Origin of the sequence: Halomonas sp. YLGW01, from assembly GCF_014840935.1 — a bacterium.
Taxonomy (GTDB): Bacteria; Pseudomonadota; Gammaproteobacteria; order Pseudomonadales; family Halomonadaceae; genus Onishia.
Genome location: NZ_CP062005.1, coordinates 1,420,230 through 1,441,878 on the forward strand (window position 1 = coordinate 1,420,230; position 21,649 = coordinate 1,441,878).

Annotated in this window: 17 protein-coding genes and 4 tRNA genes; 14 read left to right on the forward strand and 7 right to left on the reverse strand. The window is 64.1% G+C overall.

Going from position 1 to position 21,649, the window contains the following annotated elements:
- Positions 1–61 precede the first annotated feature (61 nt).
- On the forward strand, positions 62–472 hold the full coding sequence (locus IEJ03_RS06640) for an SRPBCC family protein (RefSeq protein WP_192036872.1): 411 nt from the start codon (positions 62–64) through the stop codon (positions 470–472).
- A 49-nt stretch (positions 473–521) separates the two neighbouring features.
- On the opposite strand, the gene IEJ03_RS06645 is transcribed toward IEJ03_RS06640, so the two are convergent.
- The 6 genes from IEJ03_RS06645 to folD all read right to left on the reverse strand — a co-directional run bounded on the left by IEJ03_RS06645 (position 522) and on the right by folD (position 5,516).
- On the reverse strand, positions 522–758 hold the full coding sequence (locus IEJ03_RS06645; protein WP_192036873.1) for a DUF2789 domain-containing protein: 237 nt from the start codon (positions 756–758) through the stop codon (positions 522–524).
- Between the two features lie 291 nt (positions 759–1,049).
- Positions 1,050–2,093 carry an asparaginase gene (locus IEJ03_RS06650; RefSeq protein WP_192036874.1) on the reverse strand — a complete coding sequence of 348 codons (1,044 nt, stop codon included), beginning with the start codon at positions 2,091–2,093 and terminating at the stop codon, positions 1,050–1,052.
- Between the two features lie 139 nt (positions 2,094–2,232).
- Complete coding sequence (locus IEJ03_RS06655; RefSeq protein WP_242458071.1) at positions 2,233–3,165, reverse strand: alpha/beta hydrolase; 933 nt, start codon at positions 3,163–3,165, stop codon at positions 2,233–2,235.
- A 142-nt stretch (positions 3,166–3,307) separates the two neighbouring features.
- On the reverse strand, positions 3,308–4,033 hold the full coding sequence (gene mtnN, locus IEJ03_RS06660) for a 5'-methylthioadenosine/S-adenosylhomocysteine nucleosidase (RefSeq protein WP_192036875.1): 726 nt from the start codon (positions 4,031–4,033) through the stop codon (positions 3,308–3,310).
- Between the two features lie 25 nt (positions 4,034–4,058).
- Positions 4,059–4,526, reverse strand: coding sequence for an S-ribosylhomocysteine lyase (locus IEJ03_RS06665; protein WP_192036876.1), 468 nt, complete (start codon positions 4,524–4,526; stop codon positions 4,059–4,061).
- Between the two features lie 123 nt (positions 4,527–4,649).
- A complete protein-coding gene (folD, locus tag IEJ03_RS06670; protein WP_192036877.1) occupies positions 4,650–5,516 on the reverse strand; it encodes a bifunctional methylenetetrahydrofolate dehydrogenase/methenyltetrahydrofolate cyclohydrolase FolD in 867 nt (288 codons plus the stop codon).
- Positions 5,517–5,736: 220 nt separating this feature from the next.
- Here folD and IEJ03_RS06675 point away from each other — a divergent pair.
- The 10 genes from IEJ03_RS06675 to IEJ03_RS06720 all read left to right on the forward strand — a co-directional run bounded on the left by IEJ03_RS06675 (position 5,737) and on the right by IEJ03_RS06720 (position 14,946).
- A tRNA-Pro gene (locus IEJ03_RS06675) sits at positions 5,737–5,813 on the forward strand.
- 71 nt (positions 5,814–5,884) lie between these two features.
- Positions 5,885–5,961 (forward strand) — tRNA-Arg (locus tag IEJ03_RS06680).
- Positions 5,962–6,017: 56 nt separating this feature from the next.
- A tRNA-His gene (locus IEJ03_RS06685) sits at positions 6,018–6,092 on the forward strand.
- A 31-nt stretch (positions 6,093–6,123) separates the two neighbouring features.
- Positions 6,124–6,198, forward strand: a tRNA-His gene (locus IEJ03_RS06690).
- A 296-nt stretch (positions 6,199–6,494) separates the two neighbouring features.
- Positions 6,495–7,853 (forward strand): trigger factor, encoded by a 1,359-nt coding sequence (gene tig, locus IEJ03_RS06695; protein WP_192036878.1) that lies wholly within the window; start codon positions 6,495–6,497, stop codon positions 7,851–7,853.
- A gap of 119 nt (positions 7,854–7,972) precedes the next feature.
- Entirely contained in the window at positions 7,973–8,593 is a 621-nt protein-coding gene (clpP, locus tag IEJ03_RS06700) for an ATP-dependent Clp endopeptidase proteolytic subunit ClpP (RefSeq protein WP_192036879.1), read from the forward strand.
- A 76-nt stretch (positions 8,594–8,669) separates the two neighbouring features.
- Positions 8,670–9,950: an ATP-dependent Clp protease ATP-binding subunit ClpX gene (clpX, locus tag IEJ03_RS06705; RefSeq protein ID WP_192036880.1), complete on the forward strand. Its 1,281-nt coding sequence runs from the start codon at positions 8,670–8,672 to the stop codon at positions 9,948–9,950.
- Positions 9,951–10,094: 144 nt separating this feature from the next.
- Positions 10,095–12,503, forward strand: a complete 2,409-nt coding sequence (gene lon, locus IEJ03_RS06710; protein WP_192036881.1) for an endopeptidase La — start codon at positions 10,095–10,097, stop codon at positions 12,501–12,503.
- 175 nt (positions 12,504–12,678) lie between these two features.
- Complete coding sequence (gene hupB / locus IEJ03_RS06715) at positions 12,679–12,951, forward strand: nucleoid-associated protein HU-beta (RefSeq protein WP_092528694.1); 273 nt, start codon at positions 12,679–12,681, stop codon at positions 12,949–12,951.
- Between the two features lie 174 nt (positions 12,952–13,125).
- On the forward strand, positions 13,126–14,946 hold the full coding sequence (locus tag IEJ03_RS06720) for a SurA N-terminal domain-containing protein (protein WP_192036882.1): 1,821 nt from the start codon (positions 13,126–13,128) through the stop codon (positions 14,944–14,946).
- A 124-nt stretch (positions 14,947–15,070) separates the two neighbouring features.
- On the opposite strand, the gene IEJ03_RS06725 is transcribed toward IEJ03_RS06720, so the two are convergent.
- Positions 15,071–16,213 (reverse strand): histone deacetylase, encoded by a 1,143-nt coding sequence (locus IEJ03_RS06725; protein ID WP_192036883.1) that lies wholly within the window; start codon positions 16,211–16,213, stop codon positions 15,071–15,073.
- Positions 16,214–16,436: 223 nt separating this feature from the next.
- Between IEJ03_RS06725 and IEJ03_RS06730 the strand changes: the two genes are divergently transcribed.
- The 3 genes from IEJ03_RS06730 (at position 16,437) to serC (ending at position 21,585) form a co-directional block, all read left to right on the forward strand.
- Positions 16,437–17,573 (forward strand): GTP-binding protein, encoded by a 1,137-nt coding sequence (locus IEJ03_RS06730; RefSeq protein ID WP_242458072.1) that lies wholly within the window; start codon positions 16,437–16,439, stop codon positions 17,571–17,573.
- Positions 17,574–17,714: 141 nt separating this feature from the next.
- Positions 17,715–20,444, forward strand: a complete 2,730-nt coding sequence (gene gyrA, locus IEJ03_RS06735) for a DNA gyrase subunit A (RefSeq protein WP_192036884.1) — start codon at positions 17,715–17,717, stop codon at positions 20,442–20,444.
- A 40-nt stretch (positions 20,445–20,484) separates the two neighbouring features.
- Positions 20,485–21,585, forward strand: coding sequence for a 3-phosphoserine/phosphohydroxythreonine transaminase (serC, locus tag IEJ03_RS06740; RefSeq protein ID WP_192036885.1), 1,101 nt, complete (start codon positions 20,485–20,487; stop codon positions 21,583–21,585).
- The last annotated feature ends 64 nt before the right edge of the window (positions 21,586–21,649 follow it).

Below are 21,649 nucleotides of genomic sequence, written 5' to 3' on the forward strand. Positions count from 1 at the left end.
GGCCTTGGCGGGGCTGGCTGGTTACCCTCGGGGGATCAGCGCATCAGCACCGGGAGTCGACATGGCCACCATCGAACATAGCGCGACACTGCCGGCGACACCGGAGCGCGTCTTCGAGCTGCTGCAGCGGGTCGAGGACTTCGCCGAGTATTCTGACCTGATTGAGTCCATCGAATCGCTGGGCGACGCCCGCTACCGCTGGCATGTGAGGGCGGTGGGTGTCGACTGGGCCTTCGATGTGGCGATCACCGAATCCCGGGCGCCCGAGAGACTGGCCTGGGAATCCATCGACGGGGTGAAGAACCAGGGCTGCTATCGGCTCACGCCGGTGCCCGAGGGCACCCATGTGGCGCTAACACTTGAGTACGTGATCAAGAATCGCCTGGTGGAGAGAGCCGTCAACAAGGCGGCCCGTCCGCTGGTGAACAAGGTCAGCCGGCAGATTCTCGAGCGGGTCGAGGCGCGGCTGTGATCGTCATGGGCCGGCCAAGCTCGACGGTCAGGCTCGAGGGCCGGAAAACTCAGGTCTTGCGCAGTGACGCGTTGAGATGATCCACCACTTCCGCCCAGTCGGCATCGTCTTCCAGGGCGCCGCGAATCAGTTCGGCCTGGGACGGGCTCCAGAAGGGGGCCTCGGCCAGGCCCATCTCCTCGGGCAGCGGAGCATGTCGCTCGATAAAGGCCTGGATAGAAGCGTTATCGGCCGGGAGGCCAAGCTGTTCGAAGAGTTCACTGAAGGGGTGTACGCCATGTTCCATGGTGATGCTCCTTGTGATGAGGACCGGTCGGTGCCGCATGGATCCATTTCCGACATGCCGGGCCGTACGGCCCGGTAGCTTGCCCTGTCGTTTCTGGTCTTTCGTTTCTGGTCTTTCGTTTCTGGTCTTTCGTTTCTGGTCTTTCGTTTCTAGTCTGTCGCTCTGTCGTCGCTATGGGCCGGCGTGTCGTGCCCTGCGATCCTGTCGGCGGCATCTGCTTGCCGTCTGCCGTTCAGCTTGACACGCCGTGGCCGGCGCTTGCCATCACCATAGCGGAAGAACCGCCATCGCTCAGCGTTCCCCGACTAGGCTTGTGAGGAAGTGCCGGCGTCGGTCCTCGTCACTCAGCGGCTGGGCCAAGAGGTGAATCAGCTTGGTCATGACCGCCTCCGGCGTCATGTCATCGCCGGCCAGCACCTCGGCCTGTGCGAGCCCCTGGCCGGCCGCATAGGCGCCGATATCGATGCGACCCTCAGGGCATTGGCTGATGGCCGTCACCAGCTTGCCTTCGCCGCGGGCCTGGGCCAGGACCTCGACCAGTGCCGGGTCATCGGCGATGTTGCCCCCGCCCCAGACCTCCAGCAGGGCACCCTTCACGCGATCGTCGAGCAGCAAGGCGCCGAGCTGGGCAGCGGTGATGCCCGGCCAGAGGGCGGTGCGCACCACCGGCGAGGGACCGAGCGCTCGATAGTCCGGCAGCTCGAAGCGCCGAGTGCCGCGCTGATGCTCGGCGAGGCCCCGGCCGGGGTAGAGCACCGGCGCATCGTCGACCCGTTCGCCGAGCGGCGGGTGGTTGGGGCTGATGAAGGCGTCCTCGGCCTGGGTGTTCCACTTGCGAGCGCGCACGCCACGCAACAGGCGTCCCGCGAAGTAGAGGGCGACTTCCTGAAGGTCGGGCAGGGCGGCGAAGCGCAGGGCGCCTTCTACGTTGTCGAGCGCATCGCTGCCTTCGGCCTCCAGCGGATGCATGGCGCCGGTCACCACAACGGGCTTGTCGATGCCCTGCAGCTGAAAGGCCAGGCTGCTGGCGGTCCAGCTCAGGGTGTCGGTGCCGTGCAGGATGACGATGCCGGAATAGGCCTGCTGGTGTTGGTCGACGAGGCTCGCCAGGTCCTGCCAGTCGGCAGGGGTTGCACCGCTCGAGTCGATGGGCGAGGGCGTGGCGATGAAGTCGAAGTCCGGCAGGCTGGCGCGGCGTGCCGGCGGAAGGCGGTTCAGGGCCTCGCGCAGGCGGGGCTCGAAATCGCCGCCGGGTGCGAGGCCCTGAGGGGTCTCGACCATGCCGAGGGTGCCGCCCGTGTAGATGATCAGCAGGGGAGGGCGCGGCGCGTGCATGGAGGACTCCTGTCAGCATGGGGAATGAGGCGGTCATGATACCCGATGCCGCGCCAGCTGTGGCCAAGTCGAGGGCGTGATCGAGTGGCTCAAGTGAGTGACGGAAGTTCGAGGCTGACTTGGACAGACGTAACAGGGATCAGGGCGAGCCCAGTTGCTGCTCGAGGAAATCGAGGCCGGCCTCGATGGCCGGGCCGGCCGACAGGAAGGCGGTGTAATGCCCCCGAAGCGCGAGCCGTTCCAGTCGAGTGGCGACGCCGCGGTCTCGCAGGGCGGCCTGGAAGTCCTCGGCGTGCTCCACCGGCACCAGGCCATCCGCGCTGCCGTGAAAGAAGAAGAAGGGCGGGGCCATCTTTCCGAGCTGGCGCAGCGGCGACGCCAGGCGATAGCGCTCCGGACGCTCGGCCTGGGTGCCGCCGATGAAGTCCTTGAGCAGGCGGCCGTCGTCGAACTTCAATAGATCGGTGGGCGTACCGCCGGCCAGCACGCCGGCGAGGCGCGCCTCCGGCCCTCCGTGGGGGCGATCAAGCGGGTTGTCCGGATCGATCACGGCCAGCAGGCTGAGGAGGTGGGCGCCGGAGGAATAGCCGACCCCGATGATGCGGTCGGTATCGATGCGATAGCGCTCTGCCTGGTCATGGAGCCAGTGCATCGCCTGCTGCAGGTCGTGCAGCTGGGCGGGGAAGCGGTAGGTGGGTGCGAAGCGATGGTCGATATTGATGGCCACGAAGCCGCGCTGGGCGAGGCGCGCGGCGATGGCGTCCATGTCCTCGCGGCTGCGCCGTTGCCAGCCACCGCCATGCACCACCAGGGCGGCGGGCCTGAGGCTTGGGTCATCCGGGGTGAAGGGGAGGTGGATATCCGCCTGCAGGACCTCCGGCCAGTCCTCGGGGCTGTAGGTCACGTCGTTGAGGCGTCGCGTGTCGGCGCCGGTGGTGGTGTCGTCGAGGCCCAGCGGATAGGCAGCGCAGCCGGCCACCAACAGAGGCAGCAGCAGGGCGGCCAGTGGCCGGACCATCCAGCGTAGTGGTGAAAGTAGCGGCGAGCGTGGCAGGAAAGAAGCGGCGCGCATGGGTGGGGCTCCGTGGGCCTGAATCCGCCCTACTGTATAGCTCTTGCATCGTTTTTGTACAGCCTGGCGTGCCTGTCCGGACATGAAAAAGGCGCCGAGTCGGCGCCTTCCGTGAAGAGGTCTGTCGACCGAGGGCGAGCCGTCAGGCGTCTGCCGTGGTGTGCTCCGGCGTGCCCAGGCGGGCCACCATGGCCTCGACCATCTGCGCCGAATGCCGGGCGGCCTGGTCGATGAAGGCCTTGAAGGACAGGTTGGACTCCTGGCCCGCGATATCCGACAGGGCGCGAATGACCACGAAGGGGCAGCCATAGAGATGGCAGGTCTGGGCGATGGCCGCGGCTTCCATCTCGGCGGCGAGCATGGTCGGGAAGCGATCGCGGGTGCGCGATACCGCCTCCGGGCAGGCCATGAAGATGTCGCCGGTGGCGATCAGGCCCTCGACGACCCGCAGTTCGCCCAGGGATTCGATGCACTGCCTGGCGACCTCGACCAGCCGGTCGTCGGGCAGGTAGGCGGCCGGCATCTGGGGCACCTGGCCGTGTTCGTAGCCGAAGACCACGGCATCCACATCGTGATGGCGGACCTCCGAGGAGATCACCACGTCACCCACGGCGAGATCGTCGCCGAAGCCGCCGGCCGAGCCGGTGTTGATGACCAGCTCGGGCTGGTACATGTCGAGCAGCAGGGTGGTGCCGACCGCGGCATTCACCTTGCCGATGCCGGACTGGAGGATGACGACCTCGGTGCCCTGCAGTCGGCCGGTGTGAAAGGTGCAGCCCACATGCTCGCGGGTACGGCGATCCTCCAGGCGAGAGGCCAGCAGGGCCACCTCTTCGGCCATGGCGCCGATGATGCCAATCCTGTTCATTGCGTCTGTCGCCTTGGTCATCGGTTCAGGCAAAGATCTGCTGCCATTCGTCACGCTTGGCCAGGAAACCGCGGGCGATGTCCTTGGCGCCTTCGAGGCTGTGGCTGGCCGCCCAGCCGCACTGCAGTTCGTTGCAGGCCGGCACTTCCTCGGCTTCGAGCACGTCCTCGAGGGTCTTCTCGATCAGTGTCAGGATACCGTCGTAGTCGTCGTGGTTGATCATCGCCCAGTAGAAACCGGTCTGGCAGCCCATGGGGCTGATGTCGACGACCTTGTCGGTGTGGTTGCGGGACATCTCGGCCATCAGGTGCTCGAGAGAGTGCAGTCCCGGCATGTCCATGTGGTCCTGATTCGGCTGACAGATGCGCATGTCGTACTTGGTGATCTCGTCGCCGTGCTGGCCGATGGTGACGCCGGCCAGGCGGACGTAGGGCGCCTTGACCTTGGTGTGGTCGAGATTGAAGCTTTCGACGTTCATCTTCTGGTCGCTCATGGCACCTGACCTCGTGAAAGATGGAATGTAAAAGGCGCCCGGATCACTCGGCGCCTGGAAAAAGAATGGCGGGGATTCTACCCCAATGCGCCGACTGGCGCATGGTGGCTTGCGGCCGTTGGCCTATTCGGCCGGCATCGGCGCGTGAAGTTCCGCGGCGTAGAGGGTGTTCTCCAGAAGCGAGGCGACCGTCATCGGACCCACGCCGCCCGGGACCGGGGTGATATGACTGGCGCGCTCGGCGGCCGGGGTGAACTCCACGTCCCCGATCAGCTTGCCGTCGTCGTTGCGGTTGATGCCCACGTCGATGACGATGGCGCCTTCCTTGACCCACTCTCCCTTGACCAGCCCCGGCTTGCCGACGGCCACGACCAGCAGGTCGGCGCGACGCACCTGGGCCTCCAGATCCTTGGTGAAGCGATGACAGACGGTGGTGGTGCAACCGGCCAGCATCAGTTCCAGGGCCATGGGGCGGCCGACGATATTGGAGGCGCCGACGATGGTGGCATCCAGGCCGCGCACATCGAGGCCGGATTCCTGCAGCAGGGTCATCACCCCCTTGGGGGTGCAAGGGCGCAGTAGCGGCAGGCGCTGTGCCAGGCGGCCGAGGTTGTAGGGGTGAAAGCCGTCGACATCCTTGTCCGGATGGATGCGCTCGAGGATCGGGCGCGGATCGAGATGGTCGGGCAGCGGCAGCTGTACCAGGATGCCGTCCACCCTATCGTCGGCGTTCAGCTCGTCGACCAGGGCCTCCAGTTCGGCCTGGCGGGTCTCCGCGGGCAGTTGATGGCGGAAGGACACGATGCCTGCTTCCTCGCAGGCGCGATGCTTGTTGCGCACATAGACCTCGGAGGCCGGATCCTCGCCGACCAGCACCACGGCCAGGCCGGGCGCGCGAGCACCGGCATCCTGGCGGGCCGTCACCTGGCGGGCAACCTGTTGGCGAACATGAGCGGCAATGGCCTTGCCATCGATCAGTTGGGCGGTCATCGGCATTTCCCTGGAAGCTAGGGCGGCGGCTCGGAAAGGCGAGCCTGCCGCGGGCGACAAAAGTTGAAGTGCGGCAATTTTCGCATGAGCGGGCCGGGAGTCAAAGCGCCGTTATGCGCAGAGGAGGTGCTAAGGGCTTGACCAGTGGGCAAAGATGCGTAGAATACGCTGCGCATTGAGGCGGGCGACGTTCTCGCTTCAAGGCCGTGCCGAATGCCGGCGGGATGTAGCGCAGTCTGGTAGCGCGCCTGCTTTGGGAGCAGGATGTCGGGGGTTCGAATCCCTCCATCCCGACCACGCAACCTTTTGATTTTTCAGAAGAAAAGTTAATAAAAGGGTTGCAGGCAAGAGCCTAGAGGCCGTAGAATGCGCCCATAGCTCAACCGGATAGAGCAACGGCCTTCTAAGCCGTAGGTTGCAGGTTCGAGTCCTGCTGGGCGCGCCACTGGTATGTGTAGGTGGTCGGCAGCATGGCGAGTTCCGTATAAGTAAGACGATATGGTGGATGTAGCTCAGTGGTAGAGCCCCGGATTGTGGCTCCGGTGGTCGTGGGTTCGATCCCCATCATCCACCCCATGTCGTGTTCTTGTAGCTTGTTTAGGTAGTGGTGGATGTAGCTCAGTGGTAGAGCCCCGGATTGTGGCTCCGGTGGTCGTGGGTTCGATCCCCATCATCCACCCCATTACCTTTCCCTTCTATTTATCTCCAAATGCATCTTGATTCTACGATTCGCGACCCATGGTCTCGAGTCCCTTTGTCGTGTCCGTTCCTTGTGTCTGTGGTCTGGCCTTCCCGGCGTTGTCTTCTCGACGCTGTATGCCAGCTATCTAAGGTTTTTGCTTCAGGCCCCTTGTAACCAGGTGCGACGCCCCCATAGTCATGGCAATCGCGCTTGCCAGCGTGCATCGGGGTTCTTAGAATTGATCCCCTTTGACCATTCAACGCTTTTTCGAACGCCCCAGTGGTAGAGGACTATTCATGCAAGTTTCCGTCGAAACGACCTCCCAGATCGAACGTCGCGTCAAGGTTCAGGTACCGGCGGCCGAGATCGATCAGGCCGTCGAGGCTCGCCTCAAGGACACCGCCAAGAATGCTCGCCTGAACGGCTTCCGCCCGGGCAAGGTGCCCATGGCCGTGGTCCGTCAGCGTTACGGGAAGGATGCGCGTAATGAAGTGGTGGGCGAGGTGATGCGTGAACGTTACGTTCAGGCCATCACGCAGGAAAACCTCAACCCGGCGGGCTACCCGCAGATCGAGCCGACCGTGAACGAAAGCGGTCAGGATCTCGAGTTTGTGGCTACCCTGGAAATCTATCCGGAAGTCGAGCTGGCGAGCATCGAAGGCACCGAAGTCGAGCGTCCGGTGGTCGAAGTGACCGACGCCGACGTCGAGCAGATGATCGAGACCCTGCGCAAGCAGAACGCTAGCTGGGCCGAAGTCGAGCGTGCCGCCGAAGACGGCGATCAGGTCACCCTCGACTTCCAGGGCTTCCTGGGCGACGAGCCGTTCGAAGGCGGCAGCGCCGAGAACCATGATCTGGTGATCGGTTCCGGCAGCTTCATCCCGGGCTTCGAAGAGCAGTTGGTTGGCGTCAAGGCCGGTGATGAGACCGAGATCAAGGTGACCTTCCCGGAAGACTACCAGGCCGAGAACCTGGCCGGTCAGGATGCGACCTTCAAGGTCAAGGTCCACAAGATCAGCGCCCAGGAGCTGCCGGCGATCGATGAGGCCTTCATCCAGCAGTTTGGTGTTGAAGGTGGTGATGTCGATACCTTCCATGCCGAGATCAAGAAGAACATGACCCGTGAAGCCGGTCAGGCCGTCGACAACCGCGTCAAGCAGCAGGTGCTGGACGCGCTGAAGAAGGCTAACGACATTCCGGCGCCGCAGGCCCTGGTTCAGCAGGAAACCGACGCCCTCAAGCGTCAGGCTGCGCAGCAGTTCGGTCTGGGTGAGGACTTCGACGTCTCCCAGCTGCCCAACGAGCTGTTCGCCGAGCAGGCCAAGAGCCGCGTCCAGGTCGGTCTGCTGCTGGCCGAGGTGATCAAGGTCCATGAGGCCGACGCCTCCGATGACGAGATCAAGGCCAAGGTCGAAGAGCTGTCTCAGCAGTATCAGGATCCGCAGCAGGTGATCGATTACTACATGAGCAACGACCAGCTCAAGAATCAGCTGAAGTCGTCGATCCTCGAGGAGAAGGCCGTCGCGGTGCTGCTCGAGCAGGCCACCGTGAAGGACGTCGAGATGTCCTACGAGGAGGCGCTGCAGGCGGCCCAGCAGCAGGCCGAAGCCGATGAGGAAGCGACCAGCGAAGAAGAGGATGACGCCAAGGCGTGATCGTCGACAGCAGGCGTTGGCAGCCCGGCTTCGGCTGAGCTGCCGATCATGCTTTACTGTCTCCATGCCCCCGCGCCTGCGGGGGCATCATCCAGTCATCGGATTAAGGACGTCACACTATGGGCAACGAGTTCGATATTCAAAACGCTGGCGGCCTGGTGCCGATGGTGGTCGAGCAGAGCGCACGCGGTGAGCGCTCCTACGACATCTACTCGCGCCTGCTCAAGGAGCGTGTGATCTTCCTGGTGGGACCGGTGGAAGACTACATGGCCAACCTGGTGGTGGCACAGCTGCTGTTCCTGGAGTCCGAGAACCCGGACAAGGACATCCATCTGTACATCAACTCGCCGGGCGGGTCGGTCACTGCTGGCATGTCGATCTACGACACCATGCAGTTCATCAAGCCGGATGTCTCCACCGTCTGCATCGGTCAGGCGGCGAGCATGGGTGCGCTGCTGCTGGCCGGTGGTGCCGCGGGCAAGCGCTATTGCCTGCCGAACTCGCGCATGATGATCCACCAGCCCCTCGGTGGCTATCAGGGCCAGGCCTCGGATATCGAGATCCATACCAAGGAGATTCTCAGTATCCGCCAGCGCCTGAACCAGATCCTGGCCGACCACACTGGTCAGGATTTCGAGACCATCGCCAAGGACACCGATCGTGATAACTTCATGAACGGTGCGCAGGCCGCGGAATACGGTCTCATCGATGCCATGCTGGAGAAACGCCCGGCATCCTGATAGCGTGGAAATCATCCCCAGCCACGATATGCAACTCCGGCGGCCGACAGGTCGCCGTCCGTAGAGAGGTACGCAAATGGCCGACGGCAAAGGTAAGGACGAGAGCGGCAAGCTGCTGTACTGCTCGTTTTGTGGCAAGAACCAGAACGAAGTTCGCAAGCTGATCGCCGGCCCGTCCGTCTATATCTGCGATGAGTGCGTCGACCTGTGCAACGACATCATCCGCGAGGAGGTGCTCGAGGCCGATGCCGAAAGCGATGAGGATCGTCTGCCGGCACCGCGGGAGATTCGTCACACCCTCGATGATTATGTGATCGGTCAGGACCGCGCCAAGATGGTGCTGTCGGTGGCGGTCTACAATCATTACAAGCGTCTGCGTGCCGAGGTCAAAAGCGACGAGGTGGAGCTTGGCAAGTCCAACATCCTCCTGATCGGCCCGACCGGTAGCGGTAAGACGCTGTTGGCCGAGACGCTGGCGCGCCTGCTCAATGTTCCCTTCACCATCGCCGATGCCACCACCCTCACCGAGGCGGGCTATGTCGGCGAGGATGTCGAGAACATCATCCAGAAGCTGCTGCAGAAGTGCGACTATGATGTCGACAAGGCCCAGAAGGGCATCGTCTACATCGACGAGATCGACAAGATCTCGCGCAAGTCGGACAACCCCTCGATCACCCGCGATGTCTCGGGCGAGGGCGTGCAGCAGGCGCTGCTCAAGCTGATCGAGGGCACCACCGCCTCGGTGCCGCCGCAGGGCGGTCGCAAGCACCCGCAGCAGGAGTTCCTGCAGGTCGATACCGGCAACATCCTGTTCATCGTCGGCGGTGCCTTCGCCGGTCTGGACAAGGTGATCCGGGAGCGCGCCGAGAAGGGTGGCATCGGCTTCAATGCCGAGGTCAAGAGCAAGGACGAGAGCAAGGGCGTCGGTGACGTGCTGCTCGACGTCGAGCCGGATGATCTGGTCAAGTTCGGCCTGATCCCCGAGTTCGTCGGCCGCCTGCCGGTGATCGCGACCCTCACCGAGCTCACCGAGGATGCGCTGATCCAGATCCTCACCGAGCCCAAGAACTCGCTGGTCAAGCAGTATGCCAAGCTGTTCGAGATGGAAGGGGTGGAGCTCGACTTCCGTGAGGAGGCGCTGCGCGCCGTCGCCGACAAGGCCATGGCTCGCAAGACCGGAGCGCGCGGCCTGCGCTCGATCCTCGAGGCGGTGCTGCTCGATACCATGTACGAGATTCCGTCGCTTGAGGGTGTCACCAAGGTGGTGATTGACGACTCCGTGATTCGCGGGGAAAGCGAGCCGCTGCTGATCTACTCCCAGCAGGAAGACAGCAAGGTGGCGGGCAAGGACGGCTAAGGCCGCTCCCCTCCGGAGCAGGGGCCGCAGATGCGGCCCCTTTTTTTCGTGCTCCAGGCCCCGGCAGGCCGTGGCGATCCTTGCAAAGCGCCTCCGCTGCCCCCATCACCTGTTTAATCATTCGAGCATTGAGGAACGTCTGCGATGCAGCAGAACGCCGAACAGACCCAGAGTCTGCCCCTATTGCCGCTTCGCGATGTGGTGGTTTACCCGCAGATGGTGATTCCGCTGTTCGTGGGGCGAGAAAAGTCCATTCAGGCGCTCGAGGCAGCCATGGCCGCCGACAAGCGCATCTTGCTGGTCGCCCAGCGTGAGGCCGGCCAGGACGAGCCCGATACCAGCGATCTGTTCTCGGTCGGCACCGTGGCCGAGATCATGCAGCTGCTGAAGCTGCCCGATGGCACCGTCAAGGTGTTGATCGAGGGCGCCGCCCGGGCCGATGTCGGCGACATTGCCGTGGTCGACGAGGGCTACAGCCGCGCCGAGGTGATCCTGCGCGAGAGTGAGCCGCTCACCGAGCGGGAGCAGGAGTCGCTGGTGCGCGTGCTGCTCAACCAGTTCGAGCAGTACGTCAAGCTGTCCAAGAAGGTCCCCAATGAGGTGCTCAACTCCCTGTCCGGGATCGAGGACCCCAGTCGCCTGGTGGATACCATCTGCGCCCACCTGTCGCTGAAGATCGGCGACAAGCAGCAGCTGCTCGAGATGGATCGGGTGCGCGATCGTATCGAACACCTGATGGCGCTGATCGAATCCGAGATCGATCTGCTGCAGGTCGAGAAGCGCATCCGGTCGCGGGTCAAGGACCAGATGGAGAAGTCGCAGCGCGAGTACTATCTCAACGAGCAGATGAAGGCCATCCAGAAAGAGATGGGCGAGCTCGACAATGTGCCCAATGAGGCCGAGAAGTACGAGCAGGCGATCGAAGAATCCGGCATGCCCGAGGAGGCCCGGGAGAAGGCCACTCAGGAGCTCAGCAAGCTGAAGATGATGGCGCCGACCTCTGCCGAGGCGACGGTCGTGCGTTCTTACCTCGACTGGCTGATCGCGGTGCCCTGGAAGAAGCGCACCCGGGTCAAGCACGACCTGCTGCGGGCCCAGAAGGTCCTCGACGAGGATCATTACGGTCTCGAGGAGGTCAAGGAGCGCATCCTCGAATATCTGGCTGTTCAGAAACGGGTCAAGAAGCTCAAGGGCCCGGTGCTGTGCCTGGTCGGCCCGCCCGGGGTGGGCAAGACCTCGCTTGGGCAGTCGATCGCCCGGGCGACCAACCGCAAGTACGTGCGCCTGGCGCTTGGCGGGGTGCGCGACGAGTCCGAGATCCGGGGGCATCGCCGCACCTATATCGGTTCGCTGCCCGGCAAGGTGGTGCAGCGCATGAGCAAGGCCGGGGTCAAGAACCCGCTGTTCCTGCTCGATGAGGTCGACAAGATCGGCATGGATCATCGCGGCGATCCGTCCTCTGCGCTGCTCGAGGTGCTGGACCCGGAACAGAACGACAAGTTCAGCGATCACTATCTCGAGCTTGATTACGATCTGTCCGAGACCATGTTCATCTGTACGGCCAACTCGATGAACATCCCCGGTCCGTTGATGGATCGGATGGAGATCATTCGTCTGCCGGGCTACACCGAAGACGAGAAGCTGGCGATTGCCAAGCGCTACCTGATCCCCAAGCAGCTCAAGGCCAATGGCCTCAAGGACGACGAGCTGACCTTCGACGATGACGCCGTGCTCGAGCTGATCCGCTACTACACTCGCGAGGCGGGGGTGCGTGAGCTGGAGCGCCAGGTCGCGAAGGTCTGCCGCAAGGTATTGCGCGAACGCATCGAGGCCCAGGGCAAGGAGGGTGCTCAGGCACCTCAGCGCCTCGGCGCCGAGGAGATCGAGCGTCACGCTGGCGTGCGTCGTTACAGCTATGGGCTGGCGGATCAGGAAGATCAGGTCGGGCGCGTCACCGGGCTTGCCTGGACGTCGGTGGGCGGTGAGCTTTTGACCATCGAGTCGGTGCTGACGCCGGGCAAGGGGCGGATCAACAAGACCGGTTCGCTCGGGGATGTGATGAAGGAGTCGGTGAGCGCCGCCCAGACCGTGGTGCGGGCGCGTGCCGAGGCGCTGGGCATCGACCCCGAGCGCTTCGAGAAGGAAGACCTGCATATCCACGTCCCCGAGGGCGCCACCCCGAAGGATGGTCCCAGTGCCGGCATTGCCATGGTCACGGCCATGGTCTCCGCCTTTACCCATCGCCCGGTGCGCTGCGAGGTGGCGATGACCGGCGAGGTCAACCTGCGCGGCGAAGTGATGCCGATCGGCGGGCTCAAGGAGAAATTGCTGGCCGCCAGGCGCGGTGGTATAAAGACGGTGCTTATTCCAGAGGAAAATCGGCGCGACCTCAAAGAGGTGCCGGACAATATCAAGGAAGCATTGGACATTCGTCCTGTGCGCTGGATTGATGAGGTGCTCGAGGTTGCTCTCGCCGAAAAGTCCACTCTTGAATCTGATGAAAATCGCAAGGATGACTCGGCCTCATCCCAGACGATGATCAGTACTCACTAAGAGGAATTTTACCACCATGCCAAGGCAAAAACCTCGGCATGGTGGGGCTTGGGGCCAATAGTTGCTTGACGATCTTATGTGGCATTGCTATAAATTACGCTTTGCTGTGATCGAGAAAGTCGCCTCAAGATAGCGCCGATTTCCAGTAATTTCTGAAACAGTCAAGGGGTGAAGTGTGAACAAATCCGAGCTGATCGAAGCCATTGCCGCGTCTGCCGACATTCCCAAGGCGGCTGCCAGCCGTGCGCTCGACGCTATGGTCGATAGCGTTACTGAAAGCCTGAAGCAGGGTGATTCCGTCTCACTGGTAGGGTTTGGCACCTTCTCCATCAAGGAGCGTGCCGCGCGCACCGGCCGTAACCCGCAGACCGGTCAGCCGATCGAAATCAGCGCCGCCAAGGTGCCCAGCTTCAAGGCCGGCAAGGCGCTCAAGGATTCCGTCAACTGAGACGCCTGGCTCAGCCTGGTGGACCGACGGTCCTCTGATCTGGCGCATCGCTTAGCGGTGCGCCTTTTTATTGGGCGTCAGTCCGGGTTTGCCTGATGAGCGGTTGCTCCCGGCCCGCATCGGGCGCATATAATACATCGTTTTTTCTCTGCCAATCTCCAGCCGAGGCCAGTAATGCTGCAACGTATTCGGGACCGCTCCACCAGCTGGGGCGCCAAGATCATCATCGGCGCGGTGATCGCGACCATGGCCCTGTTCGGGGTCGACTCCCTGATCGGCCTGTTGTCATCCGGTGGGGATGATGTCGCCACCGTCAACGGGCAGTCCATCACCCGCCAACAGGTCGAACTGCAGGTGCAGCGGGCGATCCGCAGCGGCCAGGTGCCGCCGGAGCAGGAGCGCCAGCTGCGTGGCGAGGTGCTGGATCAGTTGATCAGCACGGCCTTGCTGGATCAATACGTCGAAGAGGGGGGGCTGCATCTCTCCGACAATCAGCTCGACGAGCTGATCGTGTCGCTGCCCGAGTTCCAGGATCAGAACGGTCGCTTCTCGAGCGAGCTGTTCAAGAACCGCCTGGCCAGCGCCGGTTACACGCCGCTGGCCTTCCGTGCCCAGCTGCGGGATGACATGCAGCGCCAGCAGCTGCAGCAGGGGCTCTCTGCCGGCGAGTTCATGCTGGACGACGAACAGCAGCGACTGGCGGCGCTGCAGAATCAGACGCGCCGCTATCGCTATCGGCTGCTCGAGGCCTCCGATCTCGAGGCGATGCCCGAGGTCAGCGAGGCGGATCTGAACACCTACTATCAGGAGCATCGCGACAATTATCGGCGTCCGGAGCAGGTGAAGCTGGCCTATCTGGTGCTCGACCGTCGCGAGCTCGCCGACGAGGTGGAGGTCGACGAGGCCGATCTGCGCGACCTTTACGAGCAGCGCGCCAGCGATGCCGAGCGTCGTGTCTCGCATATCATGGTCACCTTCGGTGATCAGCGCACCCGCGAGGACGCCGTGGCGCGCCTCGAGGATGTGCGCGAGCGGCTGGCAGGCGGCGAGTCGTTTGCTGCCCTGGCGGCAGAGGTCTCCGAGGATGGCTCGACCAGCGGCAGCGGCGGTGACCTGGGGGTGATCAGCCGGGGCTTCTTCGGGGAAGCCTTCGAGGACGCGGCCTTCTCCCTCGACGAGGGGCAGGTCTCCGAGATCGTCGAAACCGACAATGGCCTGCACCTGGTCGAGGTCACCGAGATCGAGATCCCGGCCTTCGAGGAGCTGCGTGATGAGCTTCGCCAGCAGGCGGCGCTGGCCGGCGTGGATGATATCTTCAATCAGCGGGCGCAGCAGTTGATCGATGAGAGCTTCGCTGCCGATGACCTGGCGAGCATCGCCGAGGATATCGGTGTCGAGCTCAAGACCAGCGATTGGGTGTCCGCCAACGGCGCCACGGGCGAGCTTGCCGAGCCCGGGGTGATGGACGCCGCTTTCAGTGCTGACGTGCTTGAGGAAGGCTTCAACAGCGAGGTCCTCGAGCTCGACGAGGATCGCCGACTGGTGCTGCGGGTGCGCGAGCACCGCCCGTCGACCACCCTGGCGCTGGACGAGGTTCGCGAGCGGGTGAGCGAGGCGGTCCGTCAGCGCAAGGTACAGGAGGCGCTGGTGACGCTTGCCGAGACTCGCGTGGCCGCCCTGCGTGATGGCACGGCAACGGCCGATGACTGGCAGCGGGTCGAGTCTGCGACGCGTCAGAGCGGGGGCGAGGCCCCGGCAGCGGTCAATGCGCTGGCCTTCCGGTTGCCGCACCCCGAGGGCGAAGTCCCGGTGTATGGCCAGACCGCGACCCAGAATGGCGTGGCCCTGGTCACACTGCTGGATGTCCAGGCGGGCGACGTGACCGATGCCGCCGGCTCCCAGGTAGCGCAACTGGTCGAGCGCCTGCGGGCCCAGTCCGCGGTGAGCGGCTTGCGCGAACAGCTGCGCAGCGACGCCGAGATCGAGCGCTTCTAGCGCTCGTTGTCGGGCGAGATCGCCTGGCCCCGACACGCGGGAGATAAACGCGACCCACCAGGGTCGCGTTTTTTTGTGCTGGGTGGTAGGGGATGGTTTCTTGTTCCGGAATGTCGCTTGGCGGTCAGGCATCGCTCGATGGTGCATCCGGGGCGCCTGCTGGTTCATCCGGCGTGAATGCCGTCGCATGAAATTCGCTGGCGGCTGCGACCTCGGCGAGGCCGATTTCCTCGGGGGTGGGGGCCTCGCCACCGGCCAGGATCTGCAGCACGGTGTGGACGCCCTGAGACAGGGACTCCAGGTGATAGCCCCCTTCGAGCACCAGCGCGAGCCTTCCTTCGCAATGCTGATCGGCCAGCGTCTGGACGAGCTCCGTGAGGGCGGCAAATCCCTCATAGCTCACGTTCAGGCACAGATCGAGGCGGTGCGCATCGAAGCCGGCCGAGATGAGGATCAGGTCCGGTTTGAACCAGGCCGCGGCCGGGACCAGGATATCGCGAAAGGCCATCAGCATGGCCTGATCGCCGGCCCCGCCGGGCAGGGGCACGTTCACGGTGGTGCCTTCGCCGAGGCCGGCGCCGACGTCCTCCAGCTGGCCCGATCCGGGGTAGAAGGGGGCGGCGCGGTGCGTATCGAACAACATGACGTCCGGCGAGGCCCAGAAGATGTCCTGGGTGCCGTTGCCATGATGAGCGTCCCAGTCGATGATCAGTATGCGCTCCATGCCCAGTTCCTGCTGGGCATGGGCCGCCGCGACTGCCACGTTATTGTAGAAACAGAAGCCGCGGGAGCGAGCCGGTTCGGCGTGATGCCCCGGCGGGCGGCATAGAGCGAAGGCGCTCTGGGCCCGCCCCTTGCAGACGGCTTCCACCGCCGCGATGGCGGCGCCGGCAGCGACCTCGGCGGCTTCTATGCTGCCGGGGGACACGGCCGTTGTGTCGACATCGAGCCAGGCATGCTGGCCACGCATGCGCTCGATTTCCCTCAGGTGGGCGCTGGTGTGAACGCGCCCGAGTTGTTCTCGTGTCGCAGGCTCGGCGGTCTCGAAGCGCACACCTGGTATCGGCTCGGCTGTGAGTCGTTCGGTGATGGCCCTGAGTCGTCCGGGGTGCTCGGGGTATTTCCACTGCACGGCGAGGCCGTTGAGGATTTCCCTGACCCGGCGATCCAGGCGCCCGGGCAGGAAGGGATCCTGGATATCGGGTTGATGGTTCAACATGCGGTCGTCACTGATCACCATCACTGAGCGGTCACCGATCACGGGCATTCTCCGTCACGTGGGGGTAGCGCCCGGCTCGGCTGGTGGGTGCGTGCCGGGGCGTTGTGTCTTCCAGTGTCGTCCTCTCCCGCGTCTCAAGCAATTCAACCCGGGTTTTGTCCAGGTTCACTGGGTCGTCCTTCGCGCACGGATATGGGGGAGGCAGGAGTGCCGTGTGAAAGGCTTTCTTGTTATAGTGTAACGTTTATTAAGTCGTCTTCATCGAGGTCCCGTGCCCGTGTCATCTCAAGCGCTTTCCTCCGCTCCGCTGTCGGGGATCCCCGTACATGTCATCACCGGGTTTCTTGGCAGTGGCAAGAGCACCCTGATTCGCCACCTGCTGGCCCACAAGCCTCGCGAGGAGCGCTGGGTGGTGGTGATCAACGAGTTTGGTCAGGTCGGTATCGATCAGGCCATGTTCGAAGAGCGCGAGGATGTGGTGGTCAAGGGACTGCCCGGCGGTTGTCTGTGTTGTCAGCTGGCCTTCGTGCTGCAGGCCTCGCTGGTCAATCTGCTGCATCGTCATCGTCCCGATCGGCTGATCATCGAGCCCTCGGGGCTCGGTCATCCGGCGGGACTTTTAGACCTGTTGCGCAGTGAGGCCTTCGCCGAGGCGCTGGACGTACGCGATATCATCGCGCTGCTGGACCCGCGGCGGCTCGACGATCCGCGTGCCCGAGGCCATGAGACCTTCCGCGATCAGCTGGCGATGGCCGATGGGGTGGCCCTGACCATGACCGACCTGGCCACGGCGCAGCAGTGTCGCGAAGCCGAGGCCTATCTTGACGCGCTGTGGCCCGCCAAGCGCTGGGTCGAGGCGGCGCCGCATGGGCGGCTGCCGGTGTCGCGTCTGATGCGTGGGCAGGGGAGTGAGCCCGGGCGGGGGAGTGAGGCAAGCGTCGCGAGCGATCACGGCGGCGACGCCTTGGCTGTGGCGCCGGCGCGTCCTGTGCTCCATTCCGCTCTCCATTCCGCTCTCCATTCCGCTATGCATGCCGGGCAGGTGCCGGTGATGCTGGAGGAAATCGCCTATCGGGAGCCGGTGCCGGGTGAGCCGGTCTGCGAGGAGGGCGACTCGCTTGGCTATCGCAGCCTGGGGTGGCGCTTCCATGCCAGCGAGCTGTTCTCCCTGGATGCGCTGGCACGCCTGCTCGAGTCGTTGCCCGCTGACTTGCGGATAAAAGCGGTGGTGCAGACTGACGTTGGCTGGAAGACCTACAACCGGGCCTCGGGGCGGGTGACCCTGACCGGGGCCAGCTGGCGGCGAGATTCCCGCCTCGAGCTGATCATGGATGTCGGTGCAGAGGGGCTGCCGGAGGCAAGCGCATTCCAGTCTTGCCTGCTGGCCTGTCGAGACCAGGATTCCTAGGCGCCAAACTCGCCCGGGTCGGGGGTCTGACGCTGCCTTTAGGGGGCGGTGAGTGGTACAATTTCGCATTGCTATCACGAAGCTAGCCCTGCCAGCCTCCCGTAGCGCCAAACAGTCGCAGTGCAAAGGATTTGACGACCCATGGGTGACATCGCCAGAGAGATTCTGCCAGTCAACATCGAGGACGAACTCAAGCAATCGTACCTCGATTACGCCATGAGCGTGATCATCGGCCGGGCGCTGCCCGACGTGCGCGATGGCCTCAAGCCGGTGCACCGGCGCGTACTCTACGCCATGCACGAGCTGAACAACGACTGGAACAAGCCGTACAAGAAGTCGGCCCGTGTGGTGGGTGACGTCATCGGTAAGTATCACCCGCACGGTGACAGTGCGGTCTATGACACCATCGTGCGCATGGCGCAGGATTTCTCGATGCGCCACGTGCTGGTCGACGGCCAGGGCAACTTCGGCTCCATCGACGGCGACAACGCCGCCGCCATGCGTTACACCGAGGTGCGCATGGCCAAGCTCTCCCACGAGCTACTGGCCGACCTTGAGAAGGACACCGTCGACTGGGTCGACAACTATGACGGCACCGAGCGCATCCCCGAGGTGCTGCCGACCAAGGTGCCCAACCTGCTGATCAACGGCAGTTCCGGCATCGCCGTGGGCATGGCCACCAACATCCCCCCGCACAACATGAGCGAGGTGATCAGCGGCTGCCTGGCGCTGATCGACGACCATACCCTGTCGGTCGATGACCTGATGGAGTACATCCCGGCGCCGGATTTCCCCACCGGGGGCATCATCAACGGCAAGGCCGGCATCCTCGATGCCTATCGCACCGGCCGTGGGCGCATCTATGTGCGGGCTTGTCACACCATCGAGCACGATGACAAGACCGGTCGCGACCACATTATCGTCAGCGAGTTGCCGTATCAGGTGAACAAGGCGCGGCTGATCGAGAAGATCGCCGAGCTGGTCAAGGACAAGAAGATCGACGGCATCGCCGAGTTGCGTGACGAGTCCGACAAGGACGGCCTGCGCGTGGTGATCGAGGTCAAGCGCGGTGAGAGCGGCGAGGTGGTGGTCAACAACCTCTTCGCCCAGACACAGCTGCAGAATGTCTTCGGGATCAACATGGTGGCCCTGTCTGACGGCCAGCCCAAGACGCTGAACCTCAAGCAGATGCTCGAGGCCTTCATTCGCCACCGTCGCGAAGTGGTCACCCGCCGCACGCTGTTTGAACTGCGCAAGGCCCGTGAGCGCGGCCATATCCTCGAGGGCTTGGCGGTCGCCATCTCCAACATCGACGAGGTGATCGAGCTGATCAAGGCCTCGCCGTCCGCTGCCGAGGCCAAGGACAAGCTGCTGGCCCGCGCCTGGCAGCCTGGCCAGGTCACCGGCATGCTGGAGCGTGCCGGTGCCACCTCCTGCAAGCCGGAAGACCTGGAGGAAGGCTTCGGTCTCGATGAAGCCGGTAGCGAGTATCGCCTCTCGCCGGCTCAGGCTCAGGCCATCCTCGAGCTGCGCCTGCACCGCCTGACCGGTCTCGAGACCGAGAAGCTGCTCAACGAGTACCTGGGCATCCTCGAGAAGATCGCCGAGCTGAGCGCGATCCTGGCCTCGGCCGATCGCCTGCTCGAGGTGATTCGCGAGGAGCTCGAGGCGATCCGCGATCAGTATGGCGATCCGCGTCGCACCGAGATCCAGATCAGCCACCTGGACCTGCATATCGAGGACCTGATCGCCGAAGAGGACATGGTGGTGACCATCTCCCGCAGCGGCTATGCCAAGACGCAGCCGCTGTCCGACTATCAGGCTCAGCGCCGTGGCGGTCGCGGCAAGTCGGCGACGGCCATGAAGGACGAGGACGTCATCGAGCACCTGCTGGTGGCCTCGACCCACGATACCGTGCTGCTGTTCACCAACAAGGGCAAGGTCTACTGGCTCAAGGTCTACGAGATGCCCAATGCCAGCCGTGGCTCGCGGGGCAAGCCGCTGGTCAACCTGTTACCGCTGGATGAGGGCGAGGCGGTCAGCGCCATGCTGCCGGTGCGCGAGTACCGCGCGGACAGCTTCATCTTCTTCGCCACCGCGAATGGCACGGTCAAGCGCACCAGCCTTGATCAGTTCTCGCGTCCGCGTAGTGTCGGGCTGATCGCCATCGACCTCGACGAGGACGATCGCCTGATCGGCGCCGCCATTACCTCGGGCTCCGACCACGCCATGCTGCTGTCCTCCAACGGCAAGGCGATCCGCTTCGAGGAATCCCAGGTCCGCGCCATGGGCCGTACCGCCCGCGGCGTGCGTGGCATGCGCCTCCAGAAAGGCGCCCAGGTGATCAGCCTGATCATCCCGCAGAGCCAGCAGATCGATGTCGAGGCCGATGCCGACGACAGCGACGCGGTTCAGCCGGAGGTGGCAGCCGGGAACGGCGGCCAGATCTATATCCTGACTGCCTCCGAGCGGGGCTACGGCAAGCGCACCCGGCTCGAGGAGTTCCCGCTGCGCGGGCGTGGCGGGCAGGGCGTCATCGCCATGCAGACCAGCCAGCGCAACGGCGATCTGGTCGCGGCGATGCAGGTCTACTCTGCCGACGAGATGATGCTGATCACCGACAAGGGCACCCTGGTACGCACCCGGGTCGAGGAGGTCTCCACCACCTCGCGCAACACCCAGGGCGTGATGCTGATCCGCCTGGGCGAGCGTGAGTCGCTGGTCAAGACGGTGCGGATCGACGAGCCGGAGGACGACGAGGCCGGCGGCGAGACGCTAGAGGCCGAGGCGCTAGAGGCAGAGGCCGACTCGTCCGCGGATGACGCCCCGCAAGAGGGCGCCGGCGACGAGGCACCGCAGGGCGATCACTGATCGCCGCGGGCCGATACCATCATTCTGGAAGACAACGCTGATGACACGTCATTTCAATTTTTGTGCAGGGCCGGCGGCGCTGCCGACCGCCGTGCTGGAGCGGGCGCGGGACGAGCTGCTCGATTACCAGGGGCGCGGCCTCTCGGTGATGGAGATGAGTCACCGCAGCCCCGAGTTTGTCGCCATCGCCGAGCAGGCCGAGGCGGATCTGCGTGAGCTGCTGGCGGTGCCCGATAACTATCGGGTGCTGTTCCTGCAGGGCGGCGCCTCCATGCAGTTCGCGATGCTGCCCTATAACCTGCTGGGCCAGGGTGGCACCCCCAACTATCTCTACACCGGGATCTGGGGTAAGAAGGCCATCGCCGAGTCGCGCCATCTGGTCGGCGCCCACGTGGCGGCCTCCAGCGAGGCCAATGGCCTTGTCGCCGTGCCGCGCCAGGCCGATATCGCGCTGTCGAGCGATGCCGCCTACCTGCACTACACGGCCAACGAGACCATCGGCGGCCTCGAGTTCGACTATGTGCCCGAAGGGCGTCTGGCCGACGGCAGCGAAGTGCCGGTGGTCTGTGACATGTCCTCGTCGATCCTTTCTGGCCCGCTGGATGTGTCGCGGTTCGGCGTGATCTATGCCGGCGCCCAGAAGAACATCGGCCCGGCCGGCCTGACCCTTGCGATCGTGCGTGATGATCTGCTGGAGCGGGCCCGCCCGGACACGCCGACCATGTTCAACTACCGGGTCATGGCCGAGAACAACTCGATGTACAACACGCCGCCCACCTATAGCTGGTACCTGGCGGGGCTGGTGTTCCAGTGGCTGAAGCACGAGATCGGCGGGCTTGGCGCGATGAATGCGCTCAACGACCGCAAGGCCGCCAAGCTCTATGCTGCCATCGACCAGAGCGAGCTGTACTCCAACCCCATCGCGGTGGCCAACCGTTCACGCATGAACGTGCCCTTCGTGTTGGCCGATGATCGCCTCGACAAGGCCTTCCTGGCCGAGTCCGAGGAGGCGGGTCTGCTCAACCTCAAGGGACACCGTAGCGTGGGGGGCATGCGCGCCAGCCTATACAACGCAGTGCCCGAGGCCGGGGTCGATGCCCTGGTGGCCTTCATGGCCGACTTCGAGCGTCGGCGCGGCTAGGATCGCAGCGGGCGGCTTGCCACGGGCCGTTGAGCCAGGGCAGGCCGCGGATTGTCGAATCAGG